This is a genomic window from Aeromonas sp. R7-1 (assembly GCF_040908115.1).
Taxonomy (GTDB): domain Bacteria; phylum Pseudomonadota; class Gammaproteobacteria; order Enterobacterales; family Aeromonadaceae; genus Aeromonas; species Aeromonas caviae.
Genome location: NZ_JBFODD010000037.1, coordinates 17932 through 36660, shown reverse-complemented (window position 1 = coordinate 36660; position 18729 = coordinate 17932). Strand labels below are relative to the sequence as shown.

The window sequence follows — 18729 nt, the reverse complement described above, 5'->3', positions numbered from 1 at the left end:
GCGCCCCCTGTGTCCAGCGACGCGTTCCCGCGTCCCTGATCCCGTCCCATCTCGCCCACGGGGCCTGTGCAGAGGAGAAAGCGTGATGGCCGGTGCCAAGCTGCTCAAGACCCTCACCCTGTTCCAGGTCGTGGTGATGGGTCTGGCTTACCTCACGCCCATGGCGGTATTCGATACCTTCGCCATCGTCGGTGACATCACGGATGGTCGCGTGGCCACCGCCTACCTGCTGGCGCTCGGCGGCATCCTGCTGACCGCGTTCAGCTACGGCCACCTGGTGCGCCGCTTCCCGTCCGCAGGCTCCGCCTACACCTATGCCCAGAAGGTGTTCCACCCCTATGTGGGCTTCATGGTGGGCTGGTCTTCCCTGCTGGACTATATGTTCATGCCGATGATCAACATCCTGCTGGCCAAGATCTACCTGACCGCCATGTTCCCCACCGTGGAGCCCTGGATCTTCATCTTCGGTCTGGTGACCGTGATGACCTTCCTGAACCTGCGCGGCATCAAGCTGGTGGCGAACCTCAACGGCTTCATCGTCTTCATCCAGATCGCCATCATCGTCACCTTCCTCGGCCTCATCGCCTGGGGCCTGAGTCACGGTGAAGGGGCCGGCACCCTGATGAGCAGCCGTCCGTTCCATGTGGAGTCTGCCAGCATGCTGCCGCTGTTCACCGGCGCCACCATCCTCTGCTTCTCGTTCCTGGGCTTCGACGGCCTGAGCTCCCTCTCCGAAGAGACCCCGAATGCCGGCAAGGTGATCCCCCGCGCCATCGTGCTGACGGCCCTCATCGGCGGCATCATCTTCGTCACCGTCTCCTACAGCCTGCAGCTCTTCTTCCCGGATCTGGCCCGCTTCAAGGAGCCGGACGCCGTGCTGCCGGAGATCGCCCTCTACGTGGGTGGCACCCTGTTCCAGAGCGTGGTGCTGGTGTGCACCACCGCGGCCGTGCTCGCCTCCGGCATGGCGGCCCACGCCGGCGTGTCGCGCATCCTCTACGTGATGGGTCGCGATCGCATGATCCCGGAGCGGGTGTTCGGCTATATCCACCCCACCTGGCGCACCCCGGCCATCAACGTGCTGCTGGTGGGGGCCCTGGCCCTCTCCGCGGTCTCCTTCGATCTGGACATGGCCCTGGCCCTGGTGAACTTCGGCGCCCTGGTGGCCTTCACCTTCGTCAACCTCTCGGTGATCGGCCAGTTCTGGGTGCGCGAGAAGCGCAACAAGAGCCTCAAGGAGCACCTGCTGTTCCTGGTGCTGCCGCTGCTGGGGGCCGCCACCATCGGCGCCCTCTGGATCAACCTGGAGCAGAGCTCCCTGGAGCTTGGCCTCATCTGGGCGGGGATCGGGGTCACCTACCTCTTCCTGCGCCTCGCCGTGTTCCGCATCCCCTTCCGTCAGTACGAGGAAGCGGCCGACGGCCAGTAAGCCATCTCGATCGCAAGATGCAAAGAGGGGAGCCCACGGGCTCCCCTCTCTTGTTTGCACGACGCATCGCCTTTTGCCGGGTTTCCCCTCAGTAGGTGCCCGTCTTGCGCAGCACGGCGCGGCCCGCCGCCTTGGCGGGATCGTCCACCACGTTCTCGACTCGCTGCTGGGTGTTCTTCGCCTTGTTGTAGGTCTCGCCCACACCGGCAGCCTCGGCGGCCTTGCGCTTGGCGTAGTCACCGGGATTGTCCACCGCATTCTCGACCCGCTGCTGGGTGTTCTTGGCCTTGTAGTAGGCGTCATCCACGCCGGTGGCCTGGGCCGCCTTGCGCTTGGCATAGCCAGCGGGATCGTTGACCGCGTTGTCCACACGCTGTTTGGCGCTCTGCGCGGAGCAATGGCTGTTGACCCCGGTCGCGCTGTTGACGGCCGAGCCGATCGCCACGTCTTTGGAGCTGCAATCGGAGGGCAGCACGGCGGCATGAGAGGAGAGAGAGGCCATCGCCAGGGGCAGGAGAAGAAGGGACCAATGTTTCATGACAGACTCGCAATTACTGATTAAATGACGAGGCAGTCTACTCCCATTGACTGAGTGGCGGCACAGGATCCACCAGTGGATGGCACCCCGTCCGTCAGTTTCTAACGCATCCCTACATTCGACAGACCAATTCACTTAAAACAACAAAACAATCAGAATCAATCACTACACTCCCATCTGGCCCGCCAATCCCGAGCCCCCTGTCACCAAAGCATCATAAAAGTGTCACTTTGTCATATTTCTGTCATAGAGCACTGCTGTAATGCGCCCGTCCAATTCAACGCAGACGTCCCAAGAGGCACCATGCAAAGCAAACCGTCATCCCCGCAGACCCGCGCTACCGGCCCCCTGTTCAACTGGCTAGCGGTGATCACCTTTGTTTACCTGATCCTGGTCGCCGTCGGGGCCGTCTCACACGGCTTCAAGGGGTTCTCCGGCGGTGCCGAGGGCGCGGCCCAGATCTTCGCCTTCGCCAACAACCCCTTCGTCGCCCTGCTGCTCGGCATCCTGGCCACCGCCCTGGTGCAATCCTCCAGTACCGTCACCTCGGTGATCGTCGGCCTGGTGGCGGGCGGCCTGCCCATGAGCATGGCCATCCCCATGGTGATGGGGGCCAACCTCGGTACCACCATCACCAACACCATCGTCTCCCTCGGCCATATCCGTGACAGGGGCGAGTTTCGCCGCGCCTTCGCCGCCGCCACCGTGCACGACTTCTTCAACCTGCTGGCCGTCTTCATCTTCCTGCCCCTGGAATTGATGTTCGGTCTGCTGCAAAAGAGTGCCGAGTGGCTGTCCGGTCTGCTGCTGGGCTCCGCCGACATGTCCATGAAGGGCATGGACTTCATGAAGCCCATCATCTCCCCCTCCCTGGATCTCATCGACAGCGCCGTCGCCTTCCTGCCGGGCAAGGGCCCCGCCATCGCCACCATTCTCATCGGGATTCTGCTGATCCTCGGCTGCGTCACCGCCCTTGGCAAGGTGCTGCAACGGGTCATGGTGGGCCGTGCCAAGGAGCTGCTGCACAAGGCGCTGGGCCGTGGCCCGCTCACCGGCATCGCCTCCGGCACCCTGGTGACCGTCATGGTACAGTCCTCCTCCACCACCACCAGCCTGATGATCCCGCTGGCGGGAGGCGGCGTGTTCAACACCCGTCAGCTCTACCCCTTCACCCTGGGGGCCAACATCGGCACCACCATCACGGCCCTGCTGGCGGCCACCGCCATCAGCGGCGCCGGCGCACAGCTGGCCTTGACCATCGCCTTCGTGCATGTGCTGTTCAACGTCTTCGCCGTGGCGCTCATCTATGGCGTGCCCTTCCTGCGGGAATTGCCCATCAAGGCCGCCGAAACCCTGGCCCGGGTCGGCAGCGAGAACAAGCTGCTGGCGCTGGGTTACGTGGCCGGGCTCTTCTTCGCCCTGCCTGCCCTGATGATGGTGGCCGTCAAGTAAATCCGAACCGGGGGCATCATGCCCCCGGTGCCTTGCCCGTCCGGTCACATCCTCCGGCATCCCCCCTCGCCCTCCCTCCCCGGCTGGGATAAGATGCCCCCTCACTCGCACTCTGATTTCAAGGAACAGGAAAACCCGATGAAATTCATTCTGATAGCCCTTCTTATCGCCGGCGCCGCCTACTACTTCTACTCCAGCAGCAACAACCGGAAGCTAGCGGAAGAGAACGTGCGCAAGGGGGCCGAGTTCCTCGCCAGCAACCAGGAAAAACCCCTGGTGACCACCACCGCCTCCGGCCTGCAGTACGAAGTGCTGACCCCGGGCACCGGCACCGTTCACCCCACCGCCACCAGCAAGGTGAAGGTGCACTACGAGGGCAAGCTGCTGGACGGCACCGTGTTCGACAGCTCCGTTGCCCGTGGCGAGCCCATCGAATTCGGCCTCAACCAGGTGATCAAGGGGTGGACCGAAGGGGTGCAACTGATGGTGGAAGGGGAGAAGACCCGCTTCTACATCCCCGCCAACCTGGCCTATGGCGACAGAGCCGCCGGCAAGATCCCGCCGGGCTCAGTCCTCATCTTCGACGTGGAGCTGCTGGGCATTCAATAAACCCGCCCGGGGCCCGCGTTGATCTTGGCGGTGGCGCTGCGGGCATCCCGTCAGGGGCCACGTCCGACGGACCCTGATCACAACGCCGGCGCACTGCGCCGGCGTTGTCGTTTCTGCCCCGGTCTCCCTCGCCCTGACGCCAGACTATCAACCAAAAGTGAAGAGTACTTATCCTTAAAGCCTGATTGTTAACCCATCAATAGGAGCAGATAATGACCACATCGTCAGCGGCATGTCGCCCTGGCCTCGGGTTGTCGGTGCGCCGCGCGCATCGGCACAACGCATATGGAGTCTGTCATGTCTATCGCCCCTGTCTGGTTCATCTCCCACGGCGCCCCGGATCTGGTCCTGCGCGATCAGCCCGCGACCCGGTTCCTGAAGCAACTGCGCCTCGAGGGTGCCAGAGGGCTGGTGGTGATCTCGGCCCACTGGTTCAGCCGAAGCGAGCTGCAGATCAACGTCGAACCCAGCCCGGCCCTGATGTACGACTTCTACGGCTTCCCCGAGCCCCTCTACCAGATCCGCTGGCCCGCGACGAGCCCGCAATGGTTGCAGGAAGCGGTGAGCGATCAGCTGCTGCTGGCCGGCCTGCCCGCCACCCCGGTGCGCCGCGAGCTCGATCACGGGGTCTGGTCCCCCCTCTCCCTGATGGATCCGGACAGTGAACTCCCCCTGGTGCAGATCGCCATCCCGGCCAGCTTCACCCCGGCCCAGCTGTGGCAACTGGGGGAGGCATTGCAGGGGCTGCGCGAGCAAGGGATCGGCATCCTCGCCTCCGGCGCCATCACCCACAACCTCCGTGCCCTCGGGCCGGACGGCTCGCCGGTTCCCCAGTGGGCGAGCCAGTTTGCCCGCTGGCTGGAGCAGACCATGGCAGAGGGAGACAGGGGAGCGCTGGAAGATTACCGGGCCCGGGCGCCGGGCGCGGTGGAATCCCATCCCCATGACGATCACCTGCGCCCCCTGTTTGTGGCGCTCGGCGCGGCGGGGGCCGACAGACCCCGAAAGCTGCACGAGAGCTGGGATTACGGCAGCCTCTACATGGGGGCCTACCAGTTCGGTTGAGGGCGGGGCGGCCAGGCCGCCCTGCTTGCCGTGCTGCCGCCGACGCGCGTGGAGAAATAGCGGACTCGTTATAGCCATTTTCCGGTAGAATGGCCGCCATTGGATGAGGCTTGGCAGGGATGGCTGTCGCGTCGGGTGGCTAGATGAACCTATATCGAACACTGATCCTGCTCTGTCTGCTCTGCCTTCAACCTGTGCAGGCCCTGACCCTGCACAGCCGCTACGATCCCGCCCCGCTGCCTCCCCGCTGGTCGGAGGCGGAGCTCGGATGGCTGCGCCAGCAGTCCCAACTGCGGGTCGGCATCCTGCAAGAGGACTACCGCCCCTTCACCATGATCGCTCGCCAGCGCGTCGAGGGGCTCAGTGCCGACTACATCGACCTGCTGGCCCGGATGCTGGACAAACCCGTTGCCCTGAGCGCCTTCCCCGACAAGGCGCACCTGCTCCTGGCCCTGGCACGGGGGGAGATACACCTCGCCAGCCTCGGCAATCTCACCCTGGCGGACAGTGACACCCGGGCGATCCGTCTGAGCAACCCCTATTTCAGCAGCCCCCTCGTCTTCTCCGTGCCCAGACGTTATCGGGGGGCACTGCTCACACCGGGACAGCGGGTGGCCGCCGTCCGGGATCAGATAGACAGGGCGCGCTTTGGCCGCTACTACCCCACTCTCACCCTGGTGACCTATCCCTCCAACATGGAGGCGTTCGATGCGGTCTTCTTCGGCCGCGACGACATCCTGCTGGGGGATGCCCACGCCACCCACTACCTCAACAGCGAGCGCTTCGACAACCTTCGCCAGCGGGGCGAGGCCCCTCCCGATCTGGCGCCTGCCGAGTTCCGCTTTGCCGTCCCGGCCACCGAGCCCGCCCTGCTCAGCCTGGTCAACCGGGGGCTGGCGGCCATCGACGACCGGGCGCGCAACACCCTCTTCACCCAGTGGAACGGGCCCATCCGCGACATGAACGAGCGAAGCGCCGATCTCTATGATGCCGCCGAGCGGGCCTGGATGCGGCAAGCGCCCCCCATCAGGGTGTGGCTGATGGACAACCTCTACCCCTATGGCGCCCTGGATCATGACGGCCAGCTAGTCGGCATGACGGTGGACATGCTGGACAAGATCCGCACACGCACCGGCCTCACCTTCGAGTTCGTGCGGGCAGATTCCGAGGGTCAGCTGGCAAAAGCCATGCAGTCAGGCGCCATCGACCTCATCGGCGCCATCTCCCAGCAGGTGGCCGGACACTACGGGCTGCACACCTCGGTGCCCTACGCCACCGACAACATCTATGTGATCCTCACCCGCCAGGAGGAACAAGGGATCGACACCATCCGGCGTCTGGCGGGCAAGACGGTGGCGATGACGCACCATGTGCCCCTCGCACAGAGACTGGAGGGCAGCCGCATCACCGAGGTGGAGAGTGCCGCAGAAGCGATGGAGGTGCTCGCCCAGGGACGGGTGGATGCCGCCATCGTGCCCCTCTATTTTGCCCGCCATGCGCTGGACAATGATCCCCAGAGCCCCCTGCGCATCGCCGGCCCCGCCGATGACGAGCCGATCCGGATGGGGTTTGCCAGCCTGCCCGGACAGGGGATGCTGATGGGGATCCTCGACAAGACCATCCTCGCCATCCCCCCCAACGAGCTCGCCATGATGAGTTACGAGTGGCGCAACCGCAAACTGCCGGTGCCCGGCTTCATGGATCGCCACGCCCACATCGTCTACCTGGTGTTCGTGGGGCTCCTCACCCTGGCGCTGGTGCTGCTCTATCGCAACCGCATGTTCAAGCGGATGGCCAGCGCCGAGCAGGCTTCCCGCCAGCAACTGGAGGCCCATGTCAGGTTCATCCGGGCACTGGGGGAGAGCCTGCCCCACCCCATCGTCGTGCGGGACAAGAGCGGCAAGGTGCTGCTGTGCAACAGCAAATACCTGACCCAGCTCGGCGCCGAGCCAAAGGCCATCCTGGGTCAGCCCTTCGCCCAGGGGCTGTCAGGGGTGCTCGATGCAGGCAGCATCGCCGTGCTGGAGCAGGACTTTGCCAGGGTATTGCAGGAGGGGCAGCCCATCTTTGCGGATCGCCTCTTCCATCACAGGGGCACCCAGAGCGACATCTATCACTGGATGGTGCCCTATTTCGACGGGGAGGGGGCCATCAGCGGGGTGATCGACGGCTGGATAGACATCACGGACCGCAAGCGGCTGGAAGAGGCGCTGCGCGAGGCCAAACAGCAGGCCGACAGCGCCAGCCGCGCCAAGAGCGACTTCCTCGCCACCATGAGCCACGAGATCCGCACCCCCATGAACGCCATCCTTGGCATGCTGGAGCTGGCCACCGAGGATCCCGCTCTCAGCCGTCACAGCGGCGAGCTGCTGCGCATCGCCGCCGACTCCGCCAACGGCCTGCTGGATCTGCTGGGGGACAGCCTGGATATCGCCTCCATAGAAGCGGGCCAGATGACCCTGACGCCCACCCCCTGCGATCTCGCGCCCCTGCTCTCGTCCGTCACCCGGGTCTTTGCGGGCATGGCCGAGCAGAAGGGGCTGACCTATGAGGTCAGGCTGCCTGACACCCCCATGCCAAGGGTGCTGATCGATCCCCTTCGCCTGCGCCAGATCCTCTTCAATCTCATCGGCAACGCCATCAAGTTCACCGAGCAGGGCCGGGTCGCCATCACTGCCACCCTGACCGGGGGCGAGCAGCCTCCTGTGCTGCACCTCACCATCACCGACACCGGAGCCGGCATTCCCGCGGACAAGCTGCCCCGGCTCTTCACCCCCTTCTATCGCGCCCACGGCCAGGGCCAGTTCCCCGGCAGCGGGCTGGGCCTCAATATCGCCCGCATCCTGTGCCAGATGATGGGGGGGGAGATAGCCGTTCACAGCCAGGTCGGCGAAGGTACCCGCCTCGAGATAAGGCTGCCCCTCACGCTCGCCCAGCAACCCCCCGCCCCGATCACGGCAATGCCGACGCCCCAGCCCCACCAGGCTCAACCCCTCCCCCATCGGCTGCATATCCTGGTGGTCGATGACAATCACGCCAACCAGATCCTGCTGCGCCAGCAGCTCAAGCATCTGGGACACGACGTCAGTGTACGCAGCAATGGCCTGGAGGCCCTGCGCGCCCTCGCCAGCCACCCCTTCGATCTGGTCATCACCGACTGCCAGATGCCGGTGATGGACGGCTTCGAGCTGACCCGCAGCCTGCGAGCCCTTGGCCATGGCCTGCCCGTCTGGGGCTTCACCGCCCATGCCCAGCCTCGCGAGCGGGAGCTTTGCCTCGCCGCCGGCATGAACGACTGCCTGTTCAAGCCCATCGGCCTCGCCCGTCTGCGCGCGGCGCTGGCCACCCTGGGGCCAGCGCCCTGAGTACCGCCAGCCCTTCCTCCCGTCATGTCGCACGGGCGCGGCTGAGAGTGCGACTGAGAGTGCGTCGGCGTTTGCGGCATAAAGGGTCGCCCACCGGGACAAGAGACAACGTGGACCAGCCATGAATACAAGGCCGGTGGCGGTTCGAGCCCCATAAAAAAACCGACACCAGGGTGTCGGTTTTTTTATATCGGGAGGTGCGCCCTGCCTGTCACGCCAGTCTGGCGCCGGATGAAGCGGACGTCACGGGGAGGATCAGTAGAAGATCCGCTCCCCTCGCTCGCTCATCTTGAGCCAGACCGGCTTGGTGCTGGTCTTGCTCCAGATCCGGTGCAGGTAGCTGTAGAAACGGGCGCGATCCCGGCGAAACAGCATCACCGGGAAGGCGAGCAACCCCGCCATCAGGACGAAGATGCGGCGAAGGATTATCTGAGTCAGGGAGAAGGGATGAAACATGATGTAACGCCTCACTGGTAAGACCACTGAACAAAGATTACGCCAATCATTGTAGGATTACTACACCGACAGCGCCATTTTTTGATAAAAAATGGGGCTAAAAGCCTAAAAATGAAACCGGGTTACATTCTTTAACTAAAAAACAACAAAGGTGGCAAAACGCGGCCCCTGTTCCAGAGTTAACGAGGACTGGACCAGAACGGGGGAACACAGGATGAAACTTGCAGATGCGGCGCTGCTGGGGGCATTGGGCGTGCTCGCCTGGAGCCAGTGGCAGGAGTGGCGGCTCAATCGTGACGATGCCATCGACATCCCGTATCACGGGGTCCCCACCGCCAGCCTGTGGCAATGCGGTTTGCTGATAAAGGAGATGGCCGCGCTGGCAGAACAGGAGGGCGAAGAGAGGTCCGGATCCAGGGGCGAGGCATTGGCCGAGATGGATCAGCATCTGCACAAGACGTGGCAACGGGAGGGTTGTTCACGGCTGACTGACATGCAATGAAGCATCATCCTGGGCCGCCATGGCGGATGGACAACGTCAGGGATATGGAAAACAGGGAGAATATGGAGGCACGTTCCGGAGTCGAACCGGACTAAACGGATTTGCAATCCGCTGCATAACCGCTTTGCTAACGCGCCATGCTGACAAGGCATTGCCTTGAGAGTGATGTCCATGGTTGGTGCCATGGAGTATTGGAGCGGGAAACGAGACTCGAACTCGCGACCCCGACCTTGGCAAGGTCGTGCTCTACCAACTGAGCTATTCCCGCATGACTGCTTGCGTGCCAGTTGCCTGACAACGAGGCGCATTATACGTACCCCGAGCCCGGGCACAACCCTTTTTTCTCACTTTGAGCCCTTTCCCGTGCTGTTTGCTCACCCTTTAGACGCCTTGGTCGAAAATCCCCCCGCTCCCTGTGACCCGACGAGCGAATTTAAGATAAAGCCATTGAAATAGTTAGCCTTTAGTCAGAAACTCATCGCGCTTAGTAACTGGATTCTCAATTGAAAATCATGCGATGAAATGGAACTTCAGGCCTCGGGGGCTCAGACCGCAGCTGATGCTGGCTTTTTTCATGTTGGGCCTGGTGCCCTTCCTGGTCGTCACCCTGTTTTTCCTCTATAGCCACGGCAAGGATCTCACCACCCAGACCTCCAACCATCTGGTCTCGGTGCGCAACATCAAGAAAAACCAGCTGCAAGACTACTTCGGCAACCTCAAGGAGCAGATCATCAACTTCTCCCAGCAGGACTTTGCCGGCAACAGTATCGGTCGCTTCTACGGTTTCACCGGCGCCTTCGAGAAGCTCGGCACCACGCCGCAGGAGGCCCGTGCCCGCGCCCAGGCCCGCTATGTGCCGGGCTCCTGGGACAAGCTGCAACAGCCGGACAGTCAGGTGGAGATAGAGCCCTCCATCAGCGCCCTCATCCTGGCGGACGAGATGTATGGCCGCGTCCACCAGCGCTTCCATCGCGGCTACGCCGACATGGTGCGCAAATCCAACTACAGCGACATCTTCCTGGTCGACCTCAACGGTGACGTGGTCTACTCGGTCACCAAGCAGGCCAACTTCGCCACCAACCTGCTCTCGGGCCCCTACCAGTCCAGCGGTCTTGGCAACACCTTCGCCAAGATCAAGCGCCGCCTCGATGGCGGCCAGAAGCCCCAGCAGATCTTCGAATTCACCGATTTTGGCCGCAACGAGCTGACCGGTCAGGTGGTCGCCTACCTCGCCGCCCCCGTGATGCAGTACGACTATGTGCGCGGCGTGGTCATCTTCGAGCTGCTGCCGGACAAGCTCAACCAGATCATGGCGGAGCGGGAGGGGCTCGGCGCAACCGGCGAGACCATTCTCATCGGCCCGGACAAGCGGATGCGCGCCAACGCCTGGCTCGCCCCCGAATTCAGCGTGGAGAACAGCTTCAGCCCCGACTTCCGACCGCTGCAGACCCCCCTCATCATCAAGGCCCTCTCCGGGGAGCAGGGGGTCGGCCCCTTCCTCTCCTACCACGATGACGAGGTGCTGGCCGCCTATACCCAGGTGAAGGTGTTCGATACCGAGTGGGCCTTCATCGCCGAGATCTCCACCAGCGAGGCCTATGCCCCCATCCGCCAGCTCGAGACGCTGGTGATCCTGCTGGGGGCAGGCTCACTGCTGCTGCTGATCCTCTTCTCCCGCTGGCTCTCCCACTCCATCACGGCGCCCCTGCGATCCCTCACCGCCGCCGCCGAACAGGTGGCGGACGGCGCTCTGGATCACCCCATCACCATCCCCCGCACCGACGACGACATCGACCGGCTGGCCCAGGCGTTTCGCCACATGCAGCGCTCGGTGAAAGACAAGATCGAGCTCATCGAACGCCAGACCCAGGAGCTGCAACAGCAGGTCAAGCTGACCCACAAGCAGAACCTCAGCCTGCAACAGGCGGACAAGCTCAAAGACGAGCTCCTGGCCAACACCTCCCACGAGCTGCGCACCCCCATCCACGGCATCAAGGGGATGGCCGAGTCCATGCTCGCCAGCCAGCAGGACCTGACCGAAGGGCAGCAGAAACAGCTCGGTCTCATCATCAAGAGCGCCGACGGTCTGGCGCGCCTCGTGGACGACTTGCTCGACTACCACCAGATGCGCTACGGCCAGCTGGAGATCCACCCCCAGCCGGTCTCCTCCAAGGGGGTCATCCGGCTGGTGCTGGATCTCTGTCAGCACCTCGTGCAGGCCAAGCCCCTCACCCTGGTGGACAAGAGCCCCGCCGAGCTGCCCCCTGTGCTGGCGGACGAGCAGCGCCTCGAGCAGGTGCTCTACAACCTGGTGGGCAACGCCATCAAGTACACCCCCCAGGGCAAGGTGGTGCTGAGCGCCCTGGTGGAGGGCAACTTTCTGCGCATCAAGGTGACCGACACCGGCATCGGCATCGCCAGGGAGCATCTGGAGCACATCTTCGAGCCCCTGGTGCAGATGAGCCCGGAAGTGAGCAAGCAGGGAGCGGGCCTCGGTCTCTCCATCACCCGCCAGCTGGTGCACCTGATGGGGGGGGAGCTGTTCGTGGAGAGCGAGCCGAGCGTCGGCTCCACCTTCGCCTTCACCCTGCCGCTGGCCAGCGGCAAGGCGGGCAGTCTGACCCTCGACAGCCGCCAGATAGAGCACCAGCTGGTGCGCCAGCAGCCCGTCATCCTGCCGGACTGGGAGAGCGAGGATCTGCCGCCCCCGCCGCAAGATGCCCCCGTCATCCTGGTGGTGGATGACGAGCCCATCAATTTGCACATACTGCGCCACCTGCTGCAGCCCTGCGGTTATCGCATCCTGCCCAGCAGCGACGGCCACGACGCCCTGACCAAGCTGGCTCAGGAGCCGGTGGATCTCATCCTGCTTGACGTGATGATGCCCACCCTCTCGGGCTTCGACGTCTGCCGCCGTCTGCGCCAGCAGCACCCCAAGGAGAAGCTGCCGGTGCTGCTGCTCACCGCCCTCAACCAGCCCAAGGAGATTGAAGAGGGTTTCAACGCCGGGGCCAACGACTATCTGGTGAAACCCTTCTGCAAGGAGGAGCTGTTCGCCCGGGTGAGGGCCCTGCTGGAGGCCAGCGCCGGGCGCGCCTCCCTGGTGGAGAACCGCCTGCTCAAACAGGAGATAGAGCACCGTCTGCTGCTCCAGGAGCAACTGCACCAGGATCAGGAGCGGCTCCTCGCCCTGCTTGGCGAGGGGGCCGACCCCATGGTCTTCCTCGATGAGCAAGGAGGGGTGCTGTTTGCCTCCCGGGCCCTGGCGCGCCTGCTGGGTCAGGAGCCGGAAGCCATGGAGGGGCAGATGCTGGACGAGTGGCTGGCCGCCCCGCTGGCAAGCCAGTGGCCCGACATGACCGCGCAGCCGGAGCGGGAGCTGGACTTCCTGGTGGCGGGCCAGCGAGACACCCTCAACGCCCGCGCCCTGCCCATCAACCTGGGGGGGCAGCACGCCTATGCGCTGACCCTTGGCACAGAACCGCGCCAGGACGACAATCGCATGGCTGCACTGGAGAACGCCCTCAAGAGCCTCTCTCGCCAGGCCATCATCGAGGATGGCCAGTTGCTGGGGGAACTGAGCCGGCTGGGCGGGGAGTTCCGCTCGCTGGCGGACGATCTCATTCGCCAGCAGGATGACGAACCTCTGCGCCGCGCCCTGGTGGACACCATGCGTCTCACCCTGGAGACCTGGCAGCAGAGCACCGGCAAGGGCAAGATAGTGCTGGCGGAGAAGAGCAAGCTGTGGCGTGTCTACATGGACCGCTCCAGTCCCCAGACCCGCACCCTCGACAAGTACTTGAACCTCGACACCCTGCCCAAGGCACCGCGCTGGAAGACGGTGGTGGCCAGCGCCGAGTACGTGCTCAAGCACTGCGCCCTGAACGAGGTGCAGCACCAGAGTCTGCACCAGAGCACCCAGCGCCTTCGCCAGCTCGCCAGCCGCAAGGCATGAGTCTCCAACCCGCAGCCACGTTGCTCTGATGATGGCTGCGGGATAGAAAACCAAGCACCAATGGCCAGCTCTGGACACATCGACTCGCAGGCTTTCTGCACCTCTCAGGGGGATCGCGATGGCTGAGCTCGCGGGGGCGGCCAGATGACCCTGCAGGTGCGGGCCCATTCCCCATCACCATGTTGGTGATGACCCCGGGAGACCTGTCTGGGCCGGCAAGTGGCTAATCAGGTGAATAGACATTCGAGAGAATGGGGTGAGGCTTCGCGACCCCGTGACCACAGGCCCCAAATCGGAAAAGACATTGGGAGATGGCTGAGCCGGGGGATGGACAGAGATGAGATAGAAATGACAAACCCGCGACGGACGCGGGCTTGAGGGGAATAAATGGCGGAGAGACAGGGATTCGAACCCTGGGTGGCATTGCTGCCACAATTGATTTCGAGTCAATCCCGTTCGGCCACTCCGGCATCTCTCCACGGGCACTCATATTGACCCAACCCTAGCCGGGAAATCAATGTAAATCTCGTTGCAGATCAGACGACTGGCGATAAAACCGCCATCCGGCGATCCCGCCCCTCCCAACGCCAGTGACTTTCACCCGGCAGCGCCTCCCCACTCACGGCCTCCACTTTGTGCCCGGTTCCGGGCGGGTGAATATGGCGAGCCTGATGGGCCAGGGACACCCTGTGACGCGCTCGCCACCGCCCTCCCGGCAGTCATGGTGCCGGACTGGTAATCCCCGCGGGATTCGTTGACAATCTCTGCTCATTTTTTGGAAGGGAACCCGTCCCTCGCCCCAGCCGATAGGAACAACCATGCTCAACACTCGTATCGTCTCACTGCTGCTGGCCGCCGCCAGCCTCTGGGCCGCACCTGTCTGGTCCAACACCTATCCCCTGCCGCCAGAGGACAGCCGTCTCATCGGCGCCCTGGAAGATTACATCGTACAGCCTGGCGATCATCTGGAACTGGTCGGCAAGCATACCCGGACAGGCTTTCTGGCACTGCTCGAAGCCAATCCCGGCGTAGACCCCTATCTGCCCACCCCGGGCACCCGGCTCACTCTGCCGACCCAGATGCTGCTGCCCGACGTGCCGCGAGAAGGCATCGTCATCAACCTGCCTGAACTTCGCCTCTACTACTTCCCCAAGGGCAAGCAGGAGGTGATGGTGCTGCCCATCGGGATCGGTGACATCGGCCGCGAGACGCCGGAGATGACCACCACCGTCATCGCGAAAAATCCCAACCCGACCTGGGTGCCCGGCCCCATGGTCCGCAAGTCCTGGCTGGAGCAGAAGGGGATCGATCTGCCCGCCGTGGTCCCCCCCGGCCCCGACAACCCCCTCGGCAAGTTCGCCATGCGTCTTGGCTATGGCAACAAGGACTACCTCATCCACGGCACCAACAAGGATTTCGGGGTCGGTCTGCGAGTCAGCGCGGGTTGTATCCGGCTGCGCCCGGATGACATCGAAACCCTGTTTGGTCTTGTTCCCGTCGGCACCCCGGTCCGAGTCATCAACCAGCCGGTCAAGATGGCGGTGGAACCCGACGGCCGTCGCTGGCTGGAGGTACACTCCCCCCTCTCCCGCACCGAAGCGGAGATGGCACAGGGGGCGCCGCTGGTGCTCTCCCCCGAGGCCGAGCAGTTCATCGCCGCACCCGACATCGACAGTGCCCGGGTGACCGCCCTGCTCGAGCGCAAGAGCGGGCTGCCCAAACCCGTGAGCGGCTGAAGGCCTGACCACCATGAACAGAATCAGTCATGTGGTTTGCCTGTTGCTTCTGCTGCCTGGCTCCGCGGCGATGGCGGACATCCTCTGGATGCACAACGGCGATCGAGTGAGCGGGACCATAGAGGAGATCACGGACGAGCAGATCCGCATCAAGCCCGCCTACAGTCAGGCCATGACGGTCCCGCGCCACGCCATCAAACGATGGCGTCTTGACAAGCAGGAGAAACCCAAGCCGCTCACCAAGACGGGGATCCCCCTGCTGGACTCTCCTGACGAGGCCAATGCCTGGCTGCTGACAGGGAACGGGGATCTCAACATCAAGCTCAAGGAGAACACCAAGAAGACCAACAACGTCAATCTCAAGGTCTCCACCGAGTTTGCCAATCTGGACTGGCGTTACAGCCTGGATGGCGAGTACATCTACGAAACGGCGAACAACATCACCGACAGCCACGAATACAAGCTCAAACCCAAGCTCGACTTCTTCTTCGACGATCACTGGTTCCTGCGCTCTTCCGTCGACATCGATTACAACATGATCGATGCCGGTTATCTGGAGATTGACTATGCTTCCGGCCCCGGCTACCGCTTCTGGAATGACAGGCAACGCCGGCTGGAGCTCATTACCCAGCTCGGTCTGGAACGGGCCTATTTCAGGCCGGAGGTGTGGAGCAATTCCGACCTGTTTGACGACAGGATCATCAATTACCCCTTCGTCAGCCTGGGTTGGGACTACCGGCAGCCCTTTGCACTCTGGGAAGAGAAGTTCGAGCTGTTTGGCAAGGGCAGTTATGAAAAATTCGTCGATCAACCCTCCCCCTACCTGACCAGAAAACAGTCCGTCAGCGGCAGCCTGGGCCTCAGGTACTATTTCAACGATCACCTGCGCCTCTCCTGGTCAAGCGAACTGGATTGGGACGATGCCTGGCTCGACTACCACGGTCTGCAAAGGGATGTGAGCGAGAAAGAGTGGCGTCACCTCATCACCCTGGGAGCGAGTTTCTGACCCGCCAGAAACGGCACAGGCCCACCGAAGTGGGCCTGTGTTCATGGACGCAAGACGAGCGCGTCAGAAATAGATCCGGGTGACCGACTCGATGACGCAGCCGGGGCGACGGATCCCCTCGATCTCTATCTTGATCTCCTTGAGGAGCTCGATGCCTCCCTTGATGGGCGTGACACGCGACAGCTTGGTACGTGCACGGATGTTGCTGTCCACCTTGATAGGGTAAGGGAAGCGGACCTGTTCCAGGCCGAAATTCACCACCATGCGGGCGGTCGGGAACTCCGGCGTGCTCTCATCCACCGAACCGGTCAACTGGGGCAGCAGGGCCAGAGTCAGGAAGCCGTGGGCAATGGTGGTCTTGAAGGGAGACTCGGCTGCCGCACGCTCGGGATCGGTGTGGATCCACTGATGATCGCCGGTCACGGTCGCGAACTGGTTGATCAACGCCTGGGTGACCTGCAACCACTCACCCACATGGGTCTCTTCACCGATGCGGGTCTGCAACTCGGCATAGAGTGCCGCCGCTTCGCCTTCGAGCTCCACCACGGGATCCTGCGCCAGGGCAGGCTGGCCATTCGCGACCTGGGTAACTCTGGCAGCCTCTTGCTGGCGGGCATCCTGGGACTCCCCCTGCAGATCCAGCACTCTTCCCAGCAAGGGGTGAAGGTGTGCCTTTTGCTGAAACTCACGCCAGTAGTCGCGGATCGCCGGAGAGAGCCAATCCTTGAGCTCAAAGGGGTGTTGCGCCAGAATTTCGCGCTTGTGCTTCAGAAAATCGACAACTTTCATTTACCGATCCCTATTCGATTCAAAGCCTGTAAAGAGGTCTAACCAGTCCTATTTTATGAAAGTTTCATCAGCAAGTACAAAAAAATCTCGGCGTACACCTGTACCAGGCGCGAAAGTGGTCACTAACATGCGAGCAAACACGGGCAGGAAAACGATTGAATGGAAGGCTGCAAACGAATCAACATCTGATCCGAAAAAGAGACGGGGCCCGTGTCGCCACTGAGCCCCGTCCTCGATCATCTCCCCTGGGCGGTCCACCAGCTCTTGCGCTGCCCATCGTCCAGGAAACTCCAGGCGAGGATCCGGCTCACCTTGTTGCCTTGCGCCATGTCGAGCACGCGAACCTCCCGCGCCCCCACCCGAGCCAGCGCCTTTCGTGCGGCAGGCAGATTTTCCTTTTTCGACACCAGCGAGCTGAACCAGAGGCATTGGCTGGCAAACTCCTTGCTCTGCTCTATCATGGCCGCCAGAAACGCCGCCTCGCCCCCCTCGCACCAGAGCTCGGCCTTCTGACCGCCGAAATTGAGCACGGGCGCCCCGGCCACTGCCTGGCCCTTGCCCAGGTTGCGCAGCTTGCGTTCCGTCCCCTTGCTCGCTTCCGCTAGAGAAGCATGAAACGGCGGGTTGCACAGAGTCAGGGCAAAGTGCTCCTTCGGCCCCAGGATCCCGCGAAAGACATGCTTGGGGTTACCCTGATGACGGCATGTGATCTGGTTGCCCAATCCATTGCTGGTGGCTAGCAGGGTTGCCGCCTTCACCGACACAGGATCGATGTCTGAGCCCACGAAGCGCCAGCCATACTCCCGGGCGCCCAGCAAGGGATAGATGCAGTTGGCCCCGACACCGACATCCAGCACTCGAACCTGCTTGCCCGTCGGTACGCATCCCGCGCTCTCGGCCAGCAGATCCGCGGCTCGATGCAGGTAGTCTACCCGGCCCGGAATGGGCGGGCAGAGATAGCCGGGGGGCAGATCCCAATGCGCAATGCCATAGTGCAGTGCCAGCAATGCCCGGTTGAGCGTCTTGACGGCGGCCGGATCGGCAAAGTCCAGGGTTCGGGTGCCGTGCTCGTTGGTGAACACGAAAGGCGTCAACGCCGGGGTACGCTGGCAGAGCGCGTCGAAGTCGTAGGGTGCCTGATGGCGATTGCGCGGGTGCAATCCGGTTTTCTGCTGGGGTGTCATGCTGGACCTGCCGAGGATCAAGGGGGCCACACTATAGAGAGTCGACCAGGGAAAGTCTAAACGAGGGTCATAAAAAAACCGGGCCCTGAGGGCCCGGTTCAAGTGAGGTTGGAAAAACAGTCCGTACTGCGAGCCGTTTGTCCAGCCTGACTCAGATGTCTATCCGGCGTGCCTGCCAGAATTTGCTGCGCCAGTAACTGCTGTCGAGCTTGGAGCGTGTCACCCCGGCGCGGGTGGAGGCATGGATGAATTCGCCATTGCCGACATAGATGCCCACGTGATTGAGGCGGCGGTTGATCTTGAAGAAGACCAGGTCTCCTTCGACCAGATCCTGTTTGGAAACCCGGGTGCCTTCATGGACCTGGGAGCGGGTATCGCGGGGTAATTCGATGCCGACGGCATTGCGGAACACTTCACGGGCGAAGGCGGAGCAATCGATACCTCGCTGGCTGCTGCCTCCCATCCGGTAAGGAACGCCGCGCCACTCTTTGTATACGGTCAGGATTTCGTTGACGTCAGGGGTTGGTGAAACTTCGGGTTCAATCACGGGTTCCATCATGGAAACCTCGATCTTGCTCGCGACCTCGGGTTGGGGTGCCGATGCACAACCCACCATTCCGAGCGCGACCAGCAGTAGCATCAG

At 62.9% G+C, this 18729-nt stretch carries 14 protein-coding genes and 3 tRNA genes; 9 read left to right on the top strand and 8 right to left on the bottom strand.

The genetic code is table 11. The features are described 5' to 3' along the window. The first annotated feature begins 85 nt into the window (after positions 1-85). Complete coding sequence (locus AB5Y51_RS08320; RefSeq protein ID WP_039039328.1) at positions 86-1429, top strand: APC family permease; 1344 nt, start codon at positions 86-88, stop codon at positions 1427-1429. 88 nt (positions 1430-1517) lie between these two features. Here the strand turns inward: AB5Y51_RS08320 and AB5Y51_RS08315 are convergent, their stop codons facing one another. Then, complete coding sequence (locus AB5Y51_RS08315; protein WP_127464653.1) at positions 1518-1967, bottom strand: hypothetical protein; 450 nt, start codon at positions 1965-1967, stop codon at positions 1518-1520. A 303-nt stretch (positions 1968-2270) separates the two neighbouring features. On the opposite strand from AB5Y51_RS08315, the gene AB5Y51_RS08310 reads away from it, so the two are divergent. The 4 genes from AB5Y51_RS08310 to AB5Y51_RS08295 all read left to right on the top strand — a co-directional run bounded on the left by AB5Y51_RS08310 (position 2271) and on the right by AB5Y51_RS08295 (position 8458). Continuing rightward, on the top strand, positions 2271-3419 hold the full coding sequence (locus AB5Y51_RS08310) for a Na/Pi symporter (RefSeq protein ID WP_368178266.1): 1149 nt from the start codon (positions 2271-2273) through the stop codon (positions 3417-3419). A 138-nt stretch (positions 3420-3557) separates the two neighbouring features. Next, positions 3558-4028 carry an FKBP-type peptidyl-prolyl cis-trans isomerase gene (locus AB5Y51_RS08305; RefSeq protein WP_010673545.1) on the top strand — a complete coding sequence of 157 codons (471 nt, stop codon included), beginning with the start codon at positions 3558-3560 and terminating at the stop codon, positions 4026-4028. A 297-nt stretch (positions 4029-4325) separates the two neighbouring features. Continuing rightward, complete coding sequence (locus AB5Y51_RS08300) at positions 4326-5093, top strand: class III extradiol ring-cleavage dioxygenase (protein ID WP_109422600.1); 768 nt, start codon at positions 4326-4328, stop codon at positions 5091-5093. Between the two features lie 143 nt (positions 5094-5236). After that, positions 5237-8458, top strand: coding sequence for a transporter substrate-binding domain-containing protein (locus AB5Y51_RS08295; RefSeq protein WP_368178265.1), 3222 nt, complete (start codon positions 5237-5239; stop codon positions 8456-8458). Positions 8459-8713: 255 nt separating this feature from the next. Here AB5Y51_RS08295 and AB5Y51_RS08290 read toward each other — a convergent pair whose 3' ends face one another. Next, positions 8714-8914 (bottom strand): YbfA family protein, encoded by a 201-nt coding sequence (locus AB5Y51_RS08290; RefSeq protein WP_010673543.1) that lies wholly within the window; start codon positions 8912-8914, stop codon positions 8714-8716. Positions 8915-9128: 214 nt separating this feature from the next. Between AB5Y51_RS08290 and AB5Y51_RS08285 the strand changes: the two genes are divergently transcribed. Continuing rightward, entirely contained in the window at positions 9129-9416 is a 288-nt protein-coding gene (locus AB5Y51_RS08285; protein WP_223925359.1) for a hypothetical protein, read from the top strand. A gap of 63 nt (positions 9417-9479) precedes the next feature. On the opposite strand, the gene AB5Y51_RS08280 is transcribed toward AB5Y51_RS08285, so the two are convergent. Together AB5Y51_RS08280 and AB5Y51_RS08275 are read right to left on the bottom strand one after the other, a co-directional pair. Further along, positions 9480-9553: transfer RNA gene (locus tag AB5Y51_RS08280), tRNA-Cys, on the bottom strand. A gap of 55 nt (positions 9554-9608) precedes the next feature. Next, positions 9609-9684, bottom strand: a tRNA-Gly gene (locus AB5Y51_RS08275). 249 nt (positions 9685-9933) lie between these two features. Between AB5Y51_RS08275 and AB5Y51_RS08270 the strand changes: the two genes are divergently transcribed. Next, positions 9934-13371, top strand: coding sequence for an ATP-binding protein (locus AB5Y51_RS08270; RefSeq protein WP_048208103.1), 3438 nt, complete (start codon positions 9934-9936; stop codon positions 13369-13371). 388 nt (positions 13372-13759) lie between these two features. On the opposite strand, the gene AB5Y51_RS08265 is transcribed toward AB5Y51_RS08270, so the two are convergent. Continuing rightward, a tRNA-Ser gene (locus AB5Y51_RS08265) sits at positions 13760-13849 on the bottom strand. A gap of 340 nt (positions 13850-14189) precedes the next feature. Here AB5Y51_RS08265 and AB5Y51_RS08260 point away from each other — a divergent pair. Both AB5Y51_RS08260 and AB5Y51_RS08255 read left to right on the top strand, forming a co-directional pair. After that, complete coding sequence (locus AB5Y51_RS08260) at positions 14190-15107, top strand: L,D-transpeptidase family protein (protein ID WP_324018198.1); 918 nt, start codon at positions 14190-14192, stop codon at positions 15105-15107. Between the two features lie 22 nt (positions 15108-15129). Further along, positions 15130-16113, top strand: a complete 984-nt coding sequence (locus tag AB5Y51_RS08255; protein WP_322146549.1) for a DUF481 domain-containing protein — start codon at positions 15130-15132, stop codon at positions 16111-16113. A gap of 63 nt (positions 16114-16176) precedes the next feature. Here the strand turns inward: AB5Y51_RS08255 and AB5Y51_RS08250 are convergent, their stop codons facing one another. The 3 genes from AB5Y51_RS08250 to AB5Y51_RS08240 all read right to left on the bottom strand — a co-directional run bounded on the left by AB5Y51_RS08250 (position 16177) and on the right by AB5Y51_RS08240 (position 18726). Next, positions 16177-16902 (bottom strand): MaoC family dehydratase, encoded by a 726-nt coding sequence (locus tag AB5Y51_RS08250; RefSeq protein WP_010673529.1) that lies wholly within the window; start codon positions 16900-16902, stop codon positions 16177-16179. Between the two features lie 236 nt (positions 16903-17138). After that, a complete protein-coding gene (gene rlmF, locus AB5Y51_RS08245; RefSeq protein ID WP_183149589.1) occupies positions 17139-18086 on the bottom strand; it encodes a 23S rRNA (adenine(1618)-N(6))-methyltransferase RlmF in 948 nt (315 codons plus the stop codon). Positions 18087-18237: 151 nt separating this feature from the next. Next, positions 18238-18726, bottom strand: coding sequence for a C40 family peptidase (locus AB5Y51_RS08240; protein ID WP_039039319.1), 489 nt, complete (start codon positions 18724-18726; stop codon positions 18238-18240). Positions 18727-18729: the final 3 nt, after the last annotated feature.

Coding starts and splice junctions, on each gene's coding strand:
- AB5Y51_RS08305 (WP_010673545.1), top strand. CDS start 3,558: ATGAAATTCATTCTGATAGCCCTTCTTATCGCCGGCGCCGCCTACTAC.
- AB5Y51_RS08290 (WP_010673543.1), bottom strand. CDS start 8,914: ATGTTTCATCCCTTCTCCCTGACTCAGATAATCCTTCGCCGCATCTTC.
- AB5Y51_RS08270 (WP_048208103.1), top strand. CDS start 9,934: ATGAAATGGAACTTCAGGCCTCGGGGGCTCAGACCGCAGCTGATGCTG.
- AB5Y51_RS08285 (WP_223925359.1), top strand. CDS start 9,129: ATGAAACTTGCAGATGCGGCGCTGCTGGGGGCATTGGGCGTGCTCGCC.
- AB5Y51_RS08320 (WP_039039328.1), top strand. CDS start 86: ATGGCCGGTGCCAAGCTGCTCAAGACCCTCACCCTGTTCCAGGTCGTG.
- AB5Y51_RS08240 (WP_039039319.1), bottom strand. CDS start 18,726: ATGCTACTGCTGGTCGCGCTCGGAATGGTGGGTTGTGCATCGGCACCC.
- AB5Y51_RS08315 (WP_127464653.1), bottom strand. CDS start 1,967: ATGAAACATTGGTCCCTTCTTCTCCTGCCCCTGGCGATGGCCTCTCTC.
- rlmF (WP_183149589.1), bottom strand. CDS start 18,086: ATGACACCCCAGCAGAAAACCGGATTGCACCCGCGCAATCGCCATCAG.
- AB5Y51_RS08250 (WP_010673529.1), bottom strand. CDS start 16,902: ATGAAAGTTGTCGATTTTCTGAAGCACAAGCGCGAAATTCTGGCGCAA.
- AB5Y51_RS08300 (WP_109422600.1), top strand. CDS start 4,326: ATGTCTATCGCCCCTGTCTGGTTCATCTCCCACGGCGCCCCGGATCTG.
- AB5Y51_RS08260 (WP_324018198.1), top strand. CDS start 14,190: ATGCTCAACACTCGTATCGTCTCACTGCTGCTGGCCGCCGCCAGCCTC.
- AB5Y51_RS08295 (WP_368178265.1), top strand. CDS start 5,237: ATGAACCTATATCGAACACTGATCCTGCTCTGTCTGCTCTGCCTTCAA.
- AB5Y51_RS08310 (WP_368178266.1), top strand. CDS start 2,271: ATGCAAAGCAAACCGTCATCCCCGCAGACCCGCGCTACCGGCCCCCTG.